This is a genomic window from Microbacterium sp. USTB-Y (assembly GCF_023703415.1).
GTDB lineage: Bacteria > Actinomycetota > Actinomycetes > Actinomycetales > Microbacteriaceae > Microbacterium.
The window spans coordinates 16,914-33,921 of record NZ_JAGMTU010000010.1; the positions used below are offsets into that span (position 1 = coordinate 16,914).

The following is a 17,008-nucleotide window of genomic DNA, read 5'->3' on the forward strand; positions in this document are numbered from 1 at the left end:
CCTTCGACCTGTCAGGACACACTCATGACCATCGAACTCCCTCTTCAGGCTCCGTCTCCCGCCGGCCTCATCTGGCGGGTCACCCGCAACGAGGAACCGCGCTCGGACGCCGAGCGCGAGACGATCTTGCAGAACCCCGGATTCGGGCAGTACTTCACCGACCACATGGTCGACCTGTGCTGGTCGGAGAAGGGCGGGTGGCACCGCCCCCGCGTCTCGCCCTACGGCCCGATCGAGCTCGACCCGGCTGCGGCCGTGCTGCACTACTCGCAGGAGATCTTCGAAGGCCTCAAGGCCTATCGGCACGCGGACGGATCGGTCTGGACCTTCCGTCCCGACCGCAACGCCGCCCGCCTGCAGCGCTCCGCGGCGCGGCTCGCACTGCCTCCGCTGCCCACCGAGCTCTTCATTGAGTCGCTCAAGCAGCTGGTCGCCGTCGACTCGTCCTGGGTGCCCAGCAACCCGGAGGAGAGCCTGTACTTGCGCCCCTTCATGTTCGCGAAGGAGGCGTTCCTCGGCGTGCGCGCGGCGAAGAAGGTCGCCTATTACCTAATCGCCAGCCCGGCCGGCGCCTACTTCCCCGGAGGCGTGCAGCCGGTCAACATCTGGCTCTCGCGCGACTACGCGCGCGCCGGACGAGGCGGCACCGGCGCGGCCAAGACCGGCGGCAACTACGCCTCGAGCCTGCTCCCGCAGGAGGAGGCGTACAAGAAGGGCTGCCAGCAGGTGCTCTTCCTCGACGGCGAGTACATCGAGGAGCTCGGCGGCATGAACCTCGTGCTCGTCACCCGCGACAACAAGCTGATCACCCCCGAGTCCGACTCGATCCTCGAGGGCATCACCCTCGCGTCGATCCTGCAGCTCGCGAAGGATCGCGGACTCGAGGTCGAGCAGCGCAAGCTGTCGATCCAGGAGTGGCGCGACGGCGCCGCGTCCGGTGAGATCGTCGGCGCGTTCGCGTGCGGCACCGCTGCGGTCGTCGTGCCGATCGGAAAGCTGCAGGCCGCCGACTTCGAGATCGTCCACGACGGCCCGCAGGCGACCGAGCTGGCCATGTCGCTGCGTGAGGAGCTCACCGACATCCAGTACGGCCGTCGTGAGGACACCCACGGCTGGCTCGTCCGCCTGGACGGCTGACCCGCCGCACGAGCAACGCCGCCTCCGGCGCGGAGGCGGCGCACGAACCGCGATCCCTGAGGGAGAGGACCCCGCTATGAAACTGGCCATGGTCGGACTCGGACGGATGGGGGCGAACATCGTGCGCCGCCTCATGCGCGGAGGCCACGAGTGCGTCGTCTACGACGTCAACAAGGACGCCGTCGACGCCCTCGTGGCGGAGGGGGCGATCGGTGCGACCGACTACGCCGACCTCGCCGCGAAGCTCGATGGCCCGCGCGTCGTCTGGCTGATGATCCCGGCCGGTCTCACCGGACGGGTCGTCGAGGAGCTCAGCACGGTGCTGCAGCCCGGCGACATCCTCATCGACGGCGGCAACTCCAACTACCGCGACGACGTGCGCCGCGCCAAGGCGCTGCGCGAGAAGGGCCTGAGCTACGTCGACGTGGGCACGAGCGGCGGCGTCTTCGGCCTCGAGCGCGGATACTGCCTCATGGTCGGCGGACCCGATGAGGCGTTCGCGACGATCACGCCGATCCTGAAGACGATCGCTCCGGGCGTCGGCGACATCGAGCGCACGCCGGGACGGACGGGGGAGCTCACCGATGAGGAGCTCGGCTTCCTGCACTGCGGTCCTTCGGGGGCGGGGCACTTCGTGAAGATGGTGCACAACGGCATCGAGTACGGCGTCATGGCCGCCCTCGCCGAAGGGCTGAACCTGCTCGAGAACGCCGATGCGGGGATCCGCGAGGCCGAGCACTCCGCCGAGGTCGCCCCGCTCGAGGAGCCCGAGTACTACCAGTTCGACATCGACACCCCGAAGGTCGCCGAGCTGTGGCGCCGCGGATCCGTGATCTCGTCGTGGCTGCTCGACCTCACGGCGGCGGCGCTCCAGGGCAACCCCACGCTCGACGGCCTCGCCGGCCGGGTGTCCGACTCCGGCGAGGGCCGCTGGACGGTCAAGGCCGCGGTCGACGTGGGCGTGCCGGTGCCGGTGCTCGCCGCCTCGCTGTTCGAGCGTTTCGCGTCGCGTGACGAGGACCTGTACGCGAACAAGGTGCTCTCGGCGATGCGCCTGCAGTTCGGCGGGCACAAGGAGCTCCCCGCGGGCGACGTGCTCGAGGCCGGCGGCAACAAGGCCGACCACGCCTGAGTCGCGACCGCGACGAAACATCGGATCCTCGTGGCTAGGCTGAACGTGTGAAGATCGCTCGGTTCAGCCACAACGACGGCATCAAGTACGGAATCCTCGACGAGGGTGAGCTGGTCGTGCTCGCCGGCGACCCGATGTTCGCGGGCTACGAGACGACGGGGGAGCGCGTGCCGCTCGCGGACGCCGCCCTGCTGGCGCCCGTGATCCCGAGGTCAAAGGTGGTCTGCGTCGGCAAGAACTACCACGATCACGCCGCGGAGATGGGCGGCGAGGCGCCGGCGGAGCCGCTGCTGTTCCTCAAGCCGAACACCGCGGTGATCGGCCCGGGCGACACCATCGTTCGTCCGACCGCGCTCTCGGAGCGGACCGAGTACGAGGGCGAGCTCGTCGTCGTGATCGGGCGCATCGCGAAGAACGTCGCCGCGGAGAACGCACGCCAGTACGTCTTCGGCTACACCGTCGGCAACGACGTGACGGCGCGCGATCTGCAGCGCAAGGACGGCCAGTGGGCGCGCGCCAAGGGCTTCGACACGTTCTGCCCGCTGGGTCCGTGGATCGAGACCGACGTGGATCTCGACAGCGCGGAGCTCACCACCCGCGTCAACGGCGAGGTGCGCCAGCACGCGCCGCTGACCGACATGATCCATTCCGTCGCGGACATCATCGCCTACGCGTCCGCCGTGTTCACGCTCCTTCCCGGCGACGTCATCATGACCGGCACGCCGGCGGGCGTCGGCCCCTTCGAGGCCGGCGACACCGTCGAGGTGGAGATCAGCGGCATCGGAACCCTGCGCAACGCCGTGCGCGACGCTCTGCCCGCCTCGTGAGCGCGGCGGTCCTGACGCCCGACCAGCGGAACCGGATCCAGCGGCGCACGGTCGGCATCCTTTCGCTCGGCCAGGTGCTCGGCGGCGTCGCGTTCGGCGCGACGGTCTCGCTCGGAGCACTCCTGGCGAAGGACATCTCCGGCAGCGATGCCCTGTCGGGGCTCGCAACGGCGTCGGTCACCCTGGGCGCTGCGATCGCGGCCATCCCGCTCGCCCGCCTCGCCGGAACGCGCGGACGGCGTCTCGCCCTGACCGCCGGAAACCTGCTCGCCCTCGTCGGCATCGCGATCGTGATCACGGCCGCCGCCGTGCGCTCGTTCCCGCTGCTGCTGACCGGGATCGTGCTCATCGGCATGGGAAACGCGGGCAACCTCCAGTCCCGCTTCGCCGCGACCGATCTCGCCGCCACGGCGCACCGCGGTCGCGACCTCTCGATCGTGGTCTGGGCGACGACGATCGGAGGGGTGGCGGGTCCGCTGCTCCTCGGCGCGGGCGAGCAGGTGGGACGAGCGATCGGGATGCCGCCGCACACCGGCTCCTATCTCTTCTCCCTCGTCGCCCAGATCGCCGCCTTCACGCTGTATCTCGTGGCGCTGCGGCCGGATCCGCTCCTCCTGTCCCGGGATCTGCCGGAGACGGGTTCCTTCGCCGGGGCGGTGGAACGGGTGGATCGTCCCGTGGCCGCGCGCTATGCGATCTTCGCGATCGCCGGATCTCACGTGACGATGGCCTCGGTCATGGCCATGACTCCCGTGCATCTCGTGAACATGACGATGGCCGGCATGCACCACTCCGGCTCCATGAGCGGCAGCGGGTCGGCCGGCATGTCGGAGGTGGACGTGACCGTGCTGGTCGGCGTGACCATCGCCCTGCACGTCGCCGGGATGTACGGCCTCTCGCCCGTGTTCGGCATCCTCGCCGACCGGTGGGGGCGGCTGCGCACCGTGCTGCTCGGCCAGGTCGTGCTCGTCGCCTCGCTGTGCTTCGCGATGTTCGCGGGGGAGACCCCGTGGGGCGTCATGGTCGCCCTGATCCTGCTGGGACTCGGCTGGAGCGCGGCGACCGTCGCCGGGGCCGCCCTGCTCACCGAGGCGTCGGCGCCCGCGCTGCGCACGCGCAGGCAGGGGCGCAGCGACTCGCTGATGAGCCTGAGCGCAGCGGGCGGGGCGGTGCTCGCCGGGGTGATCCTGCAGACCTTCTCCTACGCGGGGCTCGCGATCGCCGCGCTGATCGTGGTCGTCGCGATCGTCGTGCTGTCGCCCCTCGGGAAGCGATGAGAGGACGCCCCGGATCCTGGAGCGGCGTCGGCGCGGCCTACGCGGCCTCCTACGCGGAGCTCTGCCGGGGGACCTTCCCCGCACTGCAAGCTCTCCTCGGTACCGGGGACGGGCGGACCCTCCTCGACGTCGGGGCCGGGACCGGTGAGCTCGCGGCGGCGTTCGCCGCCGACGGCTGGGCCGTCATGGCGCGGGAGCCCGAGCCGAGCATGCGGGAGGTCGCCGCGCGCCGTCATCCCGGGCTGCGTGCGGAGGGAGGGGCCCTTCCTGCCCTTCCCGAGCGCGACGGCGCCTATGACGCGGTGGTCGCCAACTTCGTGCTCAATCACGTCCCCGATCCACGGGCCGCAGCCGCGGAGCTGCGACGGGTCGCGCGCGGGGCGGCTGTCGCCACGATCTGGACCTCTTCGCCGTCGTGGCTGTGGGCCGAGGTGTGCGATCAGGCGGGCCTCGTCGCCGCGTCCGGCGGCCGGCTCCCGGCGGAGCTGGACTTCGAGCGGAGCGTCGACGGGTTCGCGGCGATGCTCGACGAGGGCGGATGGCCCGATCCTCGGGTGCGGGAGCTGCGCTGGATCTGGCGGGCCTCGCCGGAAGCGCTGTGGAGCTCGGTCGAGGGCGGGATCGCCGGCGCCGGCGCCTACTACCGTGCGCTCGGCACGCGTGATCGCGAGCGATTCCGGGCCGGCTTCGAGGAGGTGGTCGCGGCACGCTCGGTCGACGGTGTCCTGCCGCTGGAGCATGTGGCCGCCGTGGGCGTGGCGTACCTCGATCCGTCCCGGTGAGGCGGTGGGCGGCGAATGCGGTCGTCGGGGAGCGTGCGGCCCGCCAACTAGAATCGAAGGGCTATGGCTACTCCCGATCCCCGCACCACGACCGCGTCCGGTGCCGATGTCCGCGTCCGCTTCTGCCCCTCGCCGACCGGTCTGCCGCACGTCGGCATGGTCCGCACCGCGCTCTACAACTGGGCCTATGCCCGGCACACCGGCGGGAAGCTGGTGTTCCGCATCGAGGACACCGACGCGGCCCGCGACAGCGAGGAGAGCTTCCGTCAGCTCGTCGACGCTCTGACCTGGCTCAAGATCGACTGGGACGAGGGCGTCGAGGTCGGCGGCCCGCACGCGCCGTACCGGCAGTCGCAGCGCGGCGAGATCTACCAGGAGGTGATCGAGAAGCTCAAGGCGTCGGGCGCGGTGTACGAGAGCTACTCGACGGCCGAGGAGATCGACGCCCGCAACGAGGCGAACGGCCGCGCCAAGCAGCTCGGGTACGACAACTTCGACCGCGACCTCACCGAGGAGCAGCGGGCGGCGTTCCGCGCCGAGGGGCGTCAGCCCGCGCTGCGCCTGCGCGTCCCGGATGAGGACGTCACGTACGTCGACCTCATCCGCGGCGAGGTGACCTTCCCCGCCGGATCCTTCCCGGACTTCGTGGTCGTGCGTCCGAACGGCGCCCCGCTGTACACGCTGGTGAACCCCGTCGACGATGCGCTCATGGGCATCACGCACGTGCTCCGCGGCGAGGACCTCATGCCCTCCACCGCGCGCCAGCTCGCCCTCTACGGCGCGCTCATCGACGCCGGCGTCACGACGTTCGTGCCGCGCTTCGCGCACATGCCGCTCGTGCTGGGGGAGACCGGCAACAAGAAGCTGAGCAAGCGCGACCCGCAGGCCGACCTGTTCCTGCACCGCGAGCGCGGCTTCATCCACGAGGGCCTGCTGAACTACCTGGCCCTGCTGGGCTGGTCGATCGGCCCCGACCGCGACGTCTTCTCGCTCGAGGAGTTCACCGCGGCCTTCGACATCGTCAACGTCAACCCGAACCCGGCCCGCTTCGACCAGAAGAAGGCCGAGTCGATCAACGGCGACCACATCCGCACGCTGGAGCCGAAGGACTTCGCCGAGCGGATCCTGCCGTACCTGGCCGCCGCCGACGTGTTCGACGGCGAGCCGACCCACGAGCAGATCGTGCTCGCGTTCCGCGCCGCTCCGCTCGTGCAGGAGCGGGTGCAGCTCCTCGGCGAGGTGCCCGGCATGCTCGGCTTCCTCTTCACCGACTCCGTGTCGTACGACGAGGACGCGCTCAAGGGGCTGCCCGCGAACGCCGCCGAGGTGCTGACGGCCTCCGCCGCCGCACTCGAACCCCTCGAGACCTTCACACCGGACGCGATCCAGGGGGCGCTCTCCGCCGCGCTCGTCGACGAGCTGGGGCTCAAGCCCCGCGTCGCCTACGGACCGCCGCGCGTCGCGCTCACCGGCCGCCGGGTGTCGCCGCCGCTGTTCGAGTCGATGGAGCTGCTCGGCAAGGACGAGACCCTGCGCCGCCTGCACGCCCTGGCGGACTTCCTGGGCTGACCCTCGTCGGACGTCCTGCCATGCGCCGCGCATCGGGGCAAGCCCCTTGGCTTGTTCGCGACGCTCGGGTGGAATGGGCGTCGACGACGGAGGAGGATCCAATGGACGTGGAGGAAGTGAGGTCGGTGCCCGGGCTGCAGCTCGACCGCTATCTCGGGCTCTGGTTCGAGCAGGGGCGGCTGCCGTTGCGGTACGAGGACGACGACGCGACCGACGTGACCGCCGAGTACGCGCTGGCCGACGACGGCACGGTGCGGGTGGACAACCGCTGTCTGGATGGCGACGGCGAGCCGACGCAGGCGGTGGGGGAGGCGGAGCTCGACACCGAGCATGCGGGCCGGCTGCGCGTCACGTTCCTCCCCGAGGGGCTGCGGTGGATCCCGTTCACCCACGCCGACTACTGGGTGCTGCGCGTGGACGCCGAGTACCGGCACGCTCTCGTCGGAACCCCGGATCGCAAGCACCTCTGGCTGCTGGCACGTGAGCCCCGGGGCGACGGGGCCGTCCGACGCGATTTCCTGGAGACCGCACGGGCCCAGGGCTTCGATCTGTCCGACTGGATCGAGACCTCCCAGTCCGGCGAAGTGGTCGCGATCTGAGTGCGACGCGCGCGGGATCCGGCGCCGGTTTGGATCCCGTCGCGGGCTCGGGTAAGCTTGACTCTCGGTGCGAGGCCCTGGTTTCGCCCTTGGGGTATGGTGTAATTGGCAACACGGCTGATTCTGGTTCAGTTGTTCTTGGTTCGAGTCCAGGTACCCCAGCAAGATGAAACCCCCGCTCCGTCGGGGGTTTTCTTGTGTGCGGAGGGATGGTCGCGCTCCGGACGCGCACAACGCGACAGGGGCGTCGCAGGACGCGACGTCTTGCGGGATCCGCGGGAAAGTCGCGTGATGATCGAGGGGGATCGGGCTCTCTTCCACTGCACGGCTCGTGACACCGGGCACCACCTCGACGGCGGGTTCCAGATTCCTCGCCGTCGTGTCCCATCTCGCGTCGGTGTCCCTTCGGAGCCGCTGTGCGCGTCCCCCAGGGTGCGCGGGGGTGCGGTCGGATCAGCTGCCGGCCGCACCCCTCTTCGCAGCCGACCGCGTTCGTCGGGACCGCAGCCGACATCTCGGCTGGAAGCACGTCGGCGGGCGGATACGCTCGTCCCATGCCGTTTCGACGTCCTCTGATCGCCGCCGTGCCGGTGCTGCTTGCCGCGGCAGGGGTCCTCACGGCATGCGCACCGGCCTCGGCGCCGCAAGCCTCAGTAGCGTCCGCCTCGACGTCGCCCGCCGCGGCACCGGTCGAGGTCGCGAGCGCCGGCGGCGACGGGTGGGTGGTCGTGATGTTCGAGGATCGACCCGCGGAGTTCGACACGGGGCTCATGGACGCACTTCTGGAGACGGAGCTGGCCGCCGATGAGGCGCTCGGGCTGGCGAATGCCGGAGCGATCGACGGCAACGACGTGGGAGCAAACGGCTACGAGCTCTACTTCATCGGTGACGATCCGATGGTGATGTGGCGGGTGCTGGAGCCCGTCTTCGCGGCCGCGCCGGTGGCCTGGACGCGCGTGGAGCTGCGGAACGGCCTCGACGACACCTCACCCACGGTCCTCGTCCACGACTGAGTCTCGGCCGGCGCGGGCCTCGTCGCCGGTCGAGAGCCGACCGATCGTGTTCCCGGTCTTGTTCGTGAATCAGACGGATGCTCCGTCAGGCCCGGGCTTGATGTCGAAGGGGCCGTCGACCTGCGGGGCCGTGCCCGCCGTCGTCCATGAGCCGTCCGCCGGATCGAATCGTACGATCGTGTTCGCGGCGGTGTCCGCGATCCACAGGGCGCCGTCGGGGCCGAGGCAGACGCCGTCGGGCTCCTGGAGCGAGGCCATCTCGCATCGCTCCAGCGAGCTTTCGGGGTCGGAGGGATCGAAGGAGAGCAATCCCGCGGGCGACCGGGCGGTGAGCCAGAGCCGCCCGTCGGCGCCCGGGAAGATGCGGCGGGGGGCCGGTGCGCGAGGGACCTGGGCCTACGGACGATCCGGATCCGCGCGTGAGGCGCTCAGGAAGAGATCCGGATCCACGGGACGCTGCGCGCGGGGGAGCTTCGCTACCACGAGACGGTACGCCTCGGTGACGAGCTCCTCCACGAGATCCTGCTCGAGCGTGCCGTCCGCCTGCAGCGTGATCCAGTGCCGCTTGTTCATGTGATACCCCGGGACGATGGCCTCGAACGTCTCGCGCAGCGCCTCGGCGTCCTCCGGCGCGGACTTGAGCGTCACCGAGGTGCGGCCGGTGGAGGACATCGCCATGAACATCCGCTCGCGCACCCGGTAGACGTCGACTTCGGGGCCGAACGGCTGGTCGACGGTCGTGCCGGGGAGCTCGTCGGCGCGCGCGGCCGCCCACAGCCGCAGCTCGTCGCCGCTCATGGGCGCGTGCGTGCGTCGATGAGATCCGACACGCGCTTCACCTCGGCCGGGTCGGCATCCCGTGCGAGGGCGACGCAGTGATCCATGACCGCCGGACGGTAGCGCACGGGGAAGGTCTGCCCCGGTGCGAGCCGGGCGAGCTCGGTGATCGTGAAGTCCTCGTCGGCGATGCCGCGGAAGGCGGCGCCCTCCGCGGTCCGCACATCCAGCATCAGCACGAGACGCGGATTGCTGTTCACCTCGCGCCAGCCGACGAGGACGCCGATCGCGAGCGCGCCCGTGCGCAGCTCCGCGGTGCGCCGGCGCGCGTCGCGGCTCAGCAGCGGGTTCGGCGCGACACCGGGGAAGTCCGGACCGACGCCGAGCGCTTCCCGTGTGAGATCGGGGCGCAGCCGCTCCATCATGTCGTCCATCCGCTGCTTCTTCGCGTTCTTCCGTCCGAACACCGGCCCCCCTTTCCACGCCACTGCCTCGGAGGACGGCGGTCGTCGTTGCCGTGAGTCTACGGGGCGGCTCGCCGCCGATCCGTTGCCCTCGGTCCAGAAACCGTGCCATTCTCGTTTGCACCTAGCGCCGATGCCCGGAGCCGCGATGCGACCCGCCCACCGGCGATCCACGGTGATGAGGGGGAACGCATGTCACGGACGGAAGCCACGAATCTCACGCACGACCAGGATCACGGGGCCGAGCACGACGCCGAGCAGGAGGGCTACAAGAAGAGCCTGAACCGGCGCCAGGTGCAGATGATCGCGATCGGAGGCGCGATCGGAACGGGCCTGTTCCTCGGATCCGCATCCCGCCTGCACAGCAACGGACCCGCGCTGGTGCTCAGCTACGCCTTCGTCGGCGTGATCGCCTACTTCTTGATGCGGGCGCTCGGCGAGCTGGTGCTGTACCGGACGACCTCCGGGGCGTTCGTGTCCTGGATGCGCGAGTTCTTCGGCGAGAAGGCGGCCTACTACACGGGCTGGATGTACTGGACGAACTGGGCGCTCACCGGCATCGCCGAACTCAGTGCCGTCGGCCTCTACATCCAGTACTGGTGGCCGCAGATGCCCACCTGGGCGACGGTGCTCATCGCCCTCGCCGTGGTGCTCGTGGTCAATCTGCTGTCGGCGAAGGCCTTCGGCGAGTTCGAGTTCTGGGCCTCGGTGCTCAAGGTCACCGCGATCATCGTCTTCCTCGTGGTGGGCCTCGTCGTGGTCGTGCTGAGCCTCGATGTCGGCGGACATCGCGCCGGCGTGCAGAACCTCTGGTCGAACCCCGGCGGCTTCTGGCCGACCGGCGACGGCTTCGCCTGGTACGGGCCCATCATCGTGATGTCCGGCGTGGTCTTCGCCTATGCTGCGATCGAGATGGTCGGCATCGCGGCCGGCGAGATGGAGGATCCGAAGCGCGAGGTGCCGAAGGCGGTCAACGCCGTGATCGTCCGCATCGCCGTGTTCTACTGCGGCGCGCTGCTGCTGCTCGTGTGCATCCTGCCGACGAGCGAGTTCACCCCCGGCATCAGCCCGTTCGTGACCGTGTTCGGACGGATGGGGATGCCGTGGATGGCGAACGTGATCCAGGCGATCCTCATCGTCGCCGCGATGTCCTCGCTGAACTCGGGGCTGTACACGACCGGCCGCGTGCTGCGCAGCCTCGGCATGGCGAAGCAGGCTCCGGGATTCACGCTGAAGATGAGCCAGTCCGGGGTGCCGTGGGCCGGCATCGTGATGACCGCGGTCGTCTACGTGTTCGGATCGATCCTCAACGCCGTCAGCCCGGACGCGTTCGAGATCGCGCTGGAAGCCGCCTCGATCGCCGTCGTGTTCACCTGGGGCACGATCTTCGTCTGCCAGCTGCGTCTGCGCAGGCTCAGCGATCGAGGGGTTCTCCCCGCCAGCACGTTCCGTGCGCCGGGCACGCCGTGGACGAGCTATCTGGGGCTGGCGTTCCTCGTGTTCGTGATCGTGGGCATGGCGATCTCGGGCTGGCAGGCCTCGCCGTACTTCTGGCACAAGACCGGGTTCGTCGTGGTGGTCGTGGGGATCCCGGTGCTCTTCGTGATCTTCGAGATCGGCTGGCTCATCGTGAAGGGCCGGGTGTCGGCGCATACCGACGGCCGGATGCTCAGCAAATGGACCGACACCGGTCTGCGCTACCCGCCCCAGCCCGCCGGGCCGCGCACGGAGTCGATCGCGGCCATCGGCACGGTCCAGTTCGACGTGCACGAGCGGGATGACGACCCCGACGACGGGGGCATCGAGATCGGGCCCGTGGAGATCGACGTGCACGAGTGGGACAACCTCGACGAGCCGGACAGGAATCCGCCTGACGGCACGGGCAAGAGCGAAGGGGGACGGTGAGATGCGTCGTCTCGCGATCGTCGTGGCGGCCCTCGTCGCGTCCTCCGTGCTTGTGGCGGGCTGCTCGTCGACGCCGCCGAAGAGCACCGGCGACAACAACGCCACCGGATCCGCCACGGTGACGATCGGCATCGCCGACGACCTCCCCGGAGTCAGCCTCAAGACCGACGCCGGCTACGCGGGGTTCGACATCGACACCGCCAACTACGTCGCGGGGAAGCTCGGGGTGCCGACGAAGAACATCACCTGGCAGCGCATCGAGCAGTCGGAGCGGGTGAGTGCGCTGACGTCGGGCAAGGTGGACCTCGTCGTCTCGACGTTCTCGATCACCGCGGAGCGGGAGAAGGAGATCGCCTTCGCAGGACCGTACTTCGTCGCGCATCAGGATCTGCTCATCCGTCGCAACGACGACACGATCTCGGGCCCGCAGACGCTGGACGGCAAGAAGGTCTGCGCGGCCGCGGGCACCACCTCGATCGACTACCTCACCGCGCACTACGAGGGCAGGATCACCGTCGTGAAGGTGCCCTCCTGGTCGGAGTGCGTGCGCGACCTCGCAGCGGGGACGGTCGATGCGGTGTCGACGGACGACCTGATCCTGGCCGGATTCGCGGCGCTCCCCGAGTACAAGGGCGTGCTGCGCGTGATCGGCAAGGGGTTCACCGACGAGAACTACGGCATCGGCATGGCGCAGGGCGACAGTCGCCTCGGCACCGTGCGGTCCGCCCTGAAGGAGTACATCTCGTCCGGAGCCTGGAAGGCGTCGCTCGATGCGAACATCGCGCCATCCGGGTACGCGATCCCCGCTCCGCCGACGGTGAAGTAGCGGACGCGACGACGCCCCTCCGAAGCGGAGGGGCGTCGCCTGCGGCTCAGAAGACCGGGACGCCGGCGCGCGTGAGCTGCCAGTTCACCACGTGGAACTCGGCCGGGTCGATGACCCCGGCGGCCGAGGCGTAGGCCACGATCGCCTCGCGGATGGCGACCTGCGCGTTGTACACGACGGGTGCGGTGGCGATGTGCGGGAAGCCGCCGCCGCCGGACTGACGGTAGTTGTTCACCGCGACGACGAACTTCTGCGCGGGATCCACCGGTGAGCCCTGCCAGGACAGGTTCGCGATCCTGGAGCCCTGCGGCTGGGCGATGTCCACGTCATAGGTGACCCCGGAGAACTGGTCGTAGTTGTAGTCCGGGGTGCTCAGCGCGTTGGTCCAGCTCGCGGGGTCGACCGCAGCGGCAGGGGACACCTGCTGGAAGTACTTCGCCGAGTACTCGAGGTAGTCCTTGATCTGCGCACCGGTCAGCACCGACGCCATGAGGGTGTTGTCGTAGATGTACAGCCCCGCGACGTCGCGGATCGTGACCTCGCCCGCCGGGAAGGTCGCCAGGCGGTTGAACGGCGCGGCGATCGAGACGATCGGCAAAGCCGCTTCCGGAGTGCCGGCGATCGCCTTCGAGACCGTGTCGACCTGCACGGTGTTGACGTAGTCGAGGATCGCCGTGTCCTTCCAGCAGGACTCGGCGGCGGAGAGCTCCTCGGTCGAGGTCGCCACCGGCTTGTTGACGTAGGCGACGACAGCGTCGTGCTGCTTCTGGACGAGCGCGACCATCGCGGGATCGTCCTGCACGGTGTTGGTGTTGAGGTTCGTGGACGTGCGCGAGACGACCGTCCACTTGCCCTTGACCTGCTGGAGCTCGATGTCGAAGACGCTCAGGCGCTGCCCCCAGCACATCGGCTCGCTGAGCACGACCTGCTGGCCGGTCTGCGCGTTCGTCACGAAGCGCTGCGGGATGTCCTTGTGCGCATGGCCGAACAGGATCGCGTCGATGCCCGGCACCTGCTCGGCGAGGATCCCCGCCGCATTCTCGTTCGGCAGATCGGTGCCGTACGACGACGTGCCGCTGTCGCCGGAGTGCACGCTGACGACGAGCAGATCGACGCCCTGGTCGCGGATCACCGGCACCCAGCGCTTGGCGGTCTCGACGATGTCCAGCACCTCGAGCTTGCCGCTGACGTTGGCCTTGTCCCAGATGACGATCCCGGGGTTGGTGAGTCCGAGCACGCCGACGCGGATCGGCTTGGCGCCCTTCAGGTTCAGGGTCTTGATCGTGTACGGCGTGTACGCCGGAACCGTGGTCCCCGCGCGCACGGCGTTGGCGCCGAGCACGGGCGCCTTCATCTGCGAGATCCAGGTGTCGAGGAAGTCGAGGCCGTAGTTGAACTCGTGATTGCCGAGGGCGACGGCGTCGTAGCCGAGAGCGTTCATCTGCGCGGCCATGGGATGGGTCGCACCGGTCTTCGTGATGGGCTCCACCGTTGCGTAGTAGAAGCCCAGGGGAGTGCCCTGGATGGTGTCGCCGGCGTCGAAGAGCAGGGTGTGGTCGCGCCCCCGGTCGGCGCGGATCTGCTTCACCACGCTCGCCACGCGCGAGAGGCCGACGACGTTGCCGGCCTTGTCGCTGTACGCCGCGTCCGTGTAGTAGTCCCAGTTCAGGGCATGCGAATGGAGGTCGGACGTGCCCATGATGGTGATCGTGACGGACTTGCCGATGCCGCCGGCGGCGGCCGAGGCCTTCTCGGGGGTCGCGACCCAACCGGCGGCGGCGAGGGCGCTCGCCGCCGTGACACCCGTGAGGAATCCTCGTCGATTCAGTCCGGAACGGCGCTCCTGCGCGGCCTCGTCCGGAACCGCGCAGGAGCACCAGCGGGGTTCGGGGGCGGCGGCGTGACGGTGCAGATGTGTTTCATCAGTCATGAAGTCCGATGCAATCACGCCCGGAGAACCGGGACAACAGTGCGCGGGTGAACACTCGACGATCGCGCGTATGAGCGGCACCGTGCTGCGTGCGTGCGCGATCGAGCGGAGCGACTCCGGTCGATGAGTGGCGCTCGCTCGTGGGAAGATCCGCATCAGCGCAGTTTTAGCTAACCTGGTTAGACACTCTGTGAAGGAGCTGATCCGCATGACGCGAGTCGTCGTCACCGGCGCAACCGGATACATCGGCGGGCGCCTGGTCCCGCAGCTGCTCGACGCCGGCTACGAGGTGACCTGTCTCGTGCGCTCGGCGTGGAAGCTCACGGACGTCCCCTGGCGGGATCGGGTGCGGATCGTGCCCGCCGACCTCTCGACCGGGGAAGGGGTGCGCGCCGCGATGGAGGGAGCGGAGATCGCGTACTACCTCGTGCACTCGATGAGCTCGGGGGGCCACTTCGCCCAGGCCGAACGCGCGCAGGCCGAGACGTTCGCAGCGGCGGCCGCCGACGCCGGCGTCCGGCGCCTCGTCTACCTCGGCGGACTGCATCCCGCCGAGGGACGGCTCTCGACGCATCTCGCATCGCGAGCGGCCGTCGGACGCGTCTTCCTGGACTCGCCGGTCCCCGCGATCGTCTTCCAGGCCGGGATCGTGATCGGATCCGGGTCCGCCTCGTTCGAGATGATCCGTCACCTCACCGAGGTTCTGCCGTACATGCCCGCACCGCGCTGGGTGCGCAACCGGGTCCAGCCGATCGCCGTCCGCGACGTGCTGCGCTATCTCGTGCGGGCCGCGAGTCTTCCCGAGGGGCTCAACCGCACCTTCGACATCGGCGGCCCCGACGTGCTCCGCTACGGGCAGATGATGAACGGGTACGCCGTCGAGGCGGGGCTGCGGCAGCGGCCGATCGCGCCGCTGCCCGTGCTCACGCCCTGGCTCGCGTCCCAGTGGGTGAACCTGGTCACCCCCGTGCCGCGGGCGCTCGCCGTGCCGATCATCGCGTCCCTGCAGAACGACTGCGTGGCACAGGAGCACGACATCGACCGCTACGTGCCACCGCCCGAGGGCGGGCTGCTCCCGTACCGGGTGGCGGTGAGGCTGGCCCTCCGGCGCGAGCGAGCCGGGGAGGTCGAGACCAGCTGGCAGAACGCGACGGTCGCGGGTGCTCCGAGCGATCCGCTCCCGAGCGATCCGGAGTGGGCGGGACAGGTCGTGTTCACGGACGAGCGCGAGCGCCGCAGCACGGCGTCGCCCGAAGCGGTGTGGCGCGTGATCGAGTCGATCGGCGGGGTGAACGGGTGGCATTCGGCGCCGCTCGCCTGGGCCGCGCGGGGGTGGATCGATCGCCTCTCGGGGGGTGTGGGGATGACCCGCGGGCGTCGGCACCCCTCCCGCCTGAACACCGGTGACGTGGTCGACGTCTGGCGGGTCGAGTCGATCGTGCGAGGACAGGATCTGCGACTGCGGGCGGAGATGCGGATGCCCGGACGAGGGTGGCTCGAACTGAGCGTGCGCCCGGACGACGAGGGCAGTCTGTATCGTCAGCGGGCGGTGTTCTTTCCCCAGGGACTCGCCGGGCGGCTGTACTGGGCCGTGCTGCTGCCGTTCCACGGGATCATCTTCAGCGGGATGGTCGCGAGCATCCTCCGCGAGGCCGAACGCGACCCGGACCGCGAGCCCGGGGAGCGGCAGCGGACCGCCGTTTCCGGTGCGGACATCGCTCCGCGGGGAGAGAAGAGCCCGTGAGCCTCCCGGGCGCCCGCCCGCGGGCTCTTCAGGGCAGCAGGTCGATCAGCTGCTGCTCGATGCTCCGGCCGTCGGCCCGCACGGTCAGCCCCTGCTCATAGCGCTCGAAGAGCCGGGGATCGATGTAGCTTCCGCGCGCCACGGACGGCGTGTTGCCGAGGGCGACGGCCGTCTCCTCGACGGCCGTCCGCTCGGCTCGACGGCGTGCGCGCTCGGTCCGGGCGGCGCCGGTGCGCGCAAGGCTGCGCGCGGCGATGACGGTCGCGTGGATGGTGCGGAAGTCCTTGGCGGTGAAATCGCCGCCGGTGCGGGCGCGGACGTCTTCATTGATGTCGGCAGGGCGCACCCGATGCCACCGGCCGTCCTCCTGCCAGGCCAGCAGCCGGGTCCGCGGACGGGGCGCGCGGAGACGGAGCCGCTCCAGCACCGCGGCGAGGTCGGGATCCTCGAGCTCGGTCTCCCAGGCGACCCGGCTCTTGCCGCGGAAGCGCAGCCGCACGGTCTCGCCGTCGACCGTCACATGCCGGGCGCGCAGGGTGCACAGGCCGACGCTGCCGTGTCGTTCGGCGTACTTCTCGGATCCGATCCGGAGCAGCGCGACATCGAGCATGCGGAAGCCGGCGGCGAGGACCGTCGGCCGGGCCGTCCCGCCGGACCGGAGGTCGCGCGTGACGGAACGGCGCGCGGCGGGCAGCGCCCGGGCGAGATCCAGGGCGCGGTCGAACTTCGCCTCCGCCGCCCGGCGCGCCCACTCGGGGTGGTACCGGTACTGGGTACGGCCCGCGGCGTCGACGCCGGTGGCCTGGAGGTGGCCGTCCTGGTGCGCGCAGATCCAGACGTCCTCCCACGCCGGCGGGATCGCGAGCGCGCGGATGCGCTCGATCGTCCGGGCGTCGCCGATGTGGCGACCTCGGGCGTCGCGGTACTCGAACCCCCGTCCGCGCCGGATCCGGCGGATGCCCGGCTCCTGTCCGTCCACGATCCGCAACGCCATTCCCGGCCCCCTTCCATCGCCCGGGCGGGATC

At 70.1% G+C, this 17,008-nt stretch carries 16 protein-coding genes and 1 tRNA gene; 12 read left to right on the forward strand and 5 right to left on the reverse strand.

What is annotated here, in order from left to right; all coding sequences use genetic code 11:
- Positions 1-24: 24 nt before the first annotated feature.
- The 9 genes from J8G10_RS18095 to J8G10_RS18135 all read left to right on the forward strand — a co-directional run bounded on the left by J8G10_RS18095 (position 25) and on the right by J8G10_RS18135 (position 8,336).
- On the forward strand, positions 25-1,137 hold the full coding sequence (locus J8G10_RS18095) for a branched-chain amino acid aminotransferase (RefSeq protein WP_251448346.1): 1,113 nt from the start codon (positions 25-27) through the stop codon (positions 1,135-1,137).
- Positions 1,138-1,213: 76 nt separating this feature from the next.
- A complete protein-coding gene (gene gnd / locus J8G10_RS18100) occupies positions 1,214-2,269 on the forward strand; it encodes a phosphogluconate dehydrogenase (NAD(+)-dependent, decarboxylating) (protein ID WP_251448349.1) in 1,056 nt (351 codons plus the stop codon).
- 47 nt (positions 2,270-2,316) lie between these two features.
- Entirely contained in the window at positions 2,317-3,096 is a 780-nt protein-coding gene (locus J8G10_RS18105) for a fumarylacetoacetate hydrolase family protein (protein ID WP_251448352.1), read from the forward strand.
- On the forward strand, positions 3,093-4,373 hold the full coding sequence (locus J8G10_RS18110) for an MFS transporter (RefSeq protein WP_251448355.1): 1,281 nt from the start codon (positions 3,093-3,095) through the stop codon (positions 4,371-4,373). The genes J8G10_RS18105 and J8G10_RS18110 overlap by 4 nt, the downstream gene beginning before the upstream one ends.
- On the forward strand, positions 4,370-5,155 hold the full coding sequence (locus J8G10_RS18115) for a class I SAM-dependent methyltransferase (RefSeq protein WP_251448357.1): 786 nt from the start codon (positions 4,370-4,372) through the stop codon (positions 5,153-5,155). The genes J8G10_RS18110 and J8G10_RS18115 overlap by 4 nt, the downstream gene beginning before the upstream one ends.
- Positions 5,156-5,218: 63 nt before the next feature.
- The gene (gltX, locus tag J8G10_RS18120) at positions 5,219-6,724 is read left to right on the forward strand and encodes a glutamate--tRNA ligase (RefSeq protein ID WP_251448360.1); all 1,506 of its coding nucleotides are present in this window, start codon (positions 5,219-5,221) and stop codon (positions 6,722-6,724) included.
- 101 nt (positions 6,725-6,825) lie between these two features.
- Complete coding sequence (locus J8G10_RS18125) at positions 6,826-7,323, forward strand: lipocalin family protein (RefSeq protein WP_251448364.1); 498 nt, start codon at positions 6,826-6,828, stop codon at positions 7,321-7,323.
- A gap of 90 nt (positions 7,324-7,413) precedes the next feature.
- A tRNA-Gln gene (locus J8G10_RS18130) sits at positions 7,414-7,485 on the forward strand.
- A gap of 392 nt (positions 7,486-7,877) precedes the next feature.
- Complete coding sequence (locus J8G10_RS18135; protein WP_251448366.1) at positions 7,878-8,336, forward strand: hypothetical protein; 459 nt, start codon at positions 7,878-7,880, stop codon at positions 8,334-8,336.
- 69 nt (positions 8,337-8,405) lie between these two features.
- On the opposite strand, the gene J8G10_RS18140 is transcribed toward J8G10_RS18135, so the two are convergent.
- The 3 genes from J8G10_RS18140 to J8G10_RS18150 form a co-directional block, all read right to left on the reverse strand.
- Entirely contained in the window at positions 8,406-8,594 is a 189-nt protein-coding gene (locus tag J8G10_RS18140; protein WP_251448368.1) for a hypothetical protein, read from the reverse strand.
- 138 nt (positions 8,595-8,732) lie between these two features.
- Positions 8,733-9,134, reverse strand: a complete 402-nt coding sequence (locus J8G10_RS18145) for an MmcQ/YjbR family DNA-binding protein (protein WP_251448370.1) — start codon at positions 9,132-9,134, stop codon at positions 8,733-8,735.
- Positions 9,131-9,580 (reverse strand): hypothetical protein, encoded by a 450-nt coding sequence (locus tag J8G10_RS18150; RefSeq protein WP_251448372.1) that lies wholly within the window; start codon positions 9,578-9,580, stop codon positions 9,131-9,133. The genes J8G10_RS18145 and J8G10_RS18150 overlap by 4 nt, the downstream gene beginning before the upstream one ends.
- Positions 9,581-9,769: 189 nt before the next feature.
- Here J8G10_RS18150 and J8G10_RS18155 point away from each other — a divergent pair, with 189 nt between their 5' ends.
- Both J8G10_RS18155 and J8G10_RS18160 read left to right on the forward strand, forming a co-directional pair.
- Positions 9,770-11,482 (forward strand): amino acid permease, encoded by a 1,713-nt coding sequence (locus J8G10_RS18155; RefSeq protein WP_251448374.1) that lies wholly within the window; start codon positions 9,770-9,772, stop codon positions 11,480-11,482.
- Between the two features lies 1 nt (position 11,483).
- Positions 11,484-12,308, forward strand: a complete 825-nt coding sequence (locus J8G10_RS18160; protein WP_251448377.1) for a glutamate ABC transporter substrate-binding protein — start codon at positions 11,484-11,486, stop codon at positions 12,306-12,308.
- Positions 12,309-12,354: 46 nt separating this feature from the next.
- Here J8G10_RS18160 and J8G10_RS18165 read toward each other — a convergent pair whose 3' ends face one another.
- Entirely contained in the window at positions 12,355-14,238 is a 1,884-nt protein-coding gene (locus tag J8G10_RS18165; RefSeq protein WP_251448379.1) for a bifunctional UDP-sugar hydrolase/5'-nucleotidase, read from the reverse strand.
- 208 nt (positions 14,239-14,446) lie between these two features.
- Here J8G10_RS18165 and J8G10_RS18170 point away from each other — a divergent pair, with 208 nt between their 5' ends.
- Positions 14,447-15,982, forward strand: a complete 1,536-nt coding sequence (locus J8G10_RS18170) for an SDR family oxidoreductase (RefSeq protein WP_251448382.1) — start codon at positions 14,447-14,449, stop codon at positions 15,980-15,982.
- A 28-nt stretch (positions 15,983-16,010) separates the two neighbouring features.
- Here J8G10_RS18170 and J8G10_RS18175 read toward each other — a convergent pair whose 3' ends face one another.
- Positions 16,011-16,976 (reverse strand): DNA topoisomerase IB, encoded by a 966-nt coding sequence (locus tag J8G10_RS18175; protein ID WP_251448385.1) that lies wholly within the window; start codon positions 16,974-16,976, stop codon positions 16,011-16,013.
- Positions 16,977-17,008: the final 32 nt, after the last annotated feature.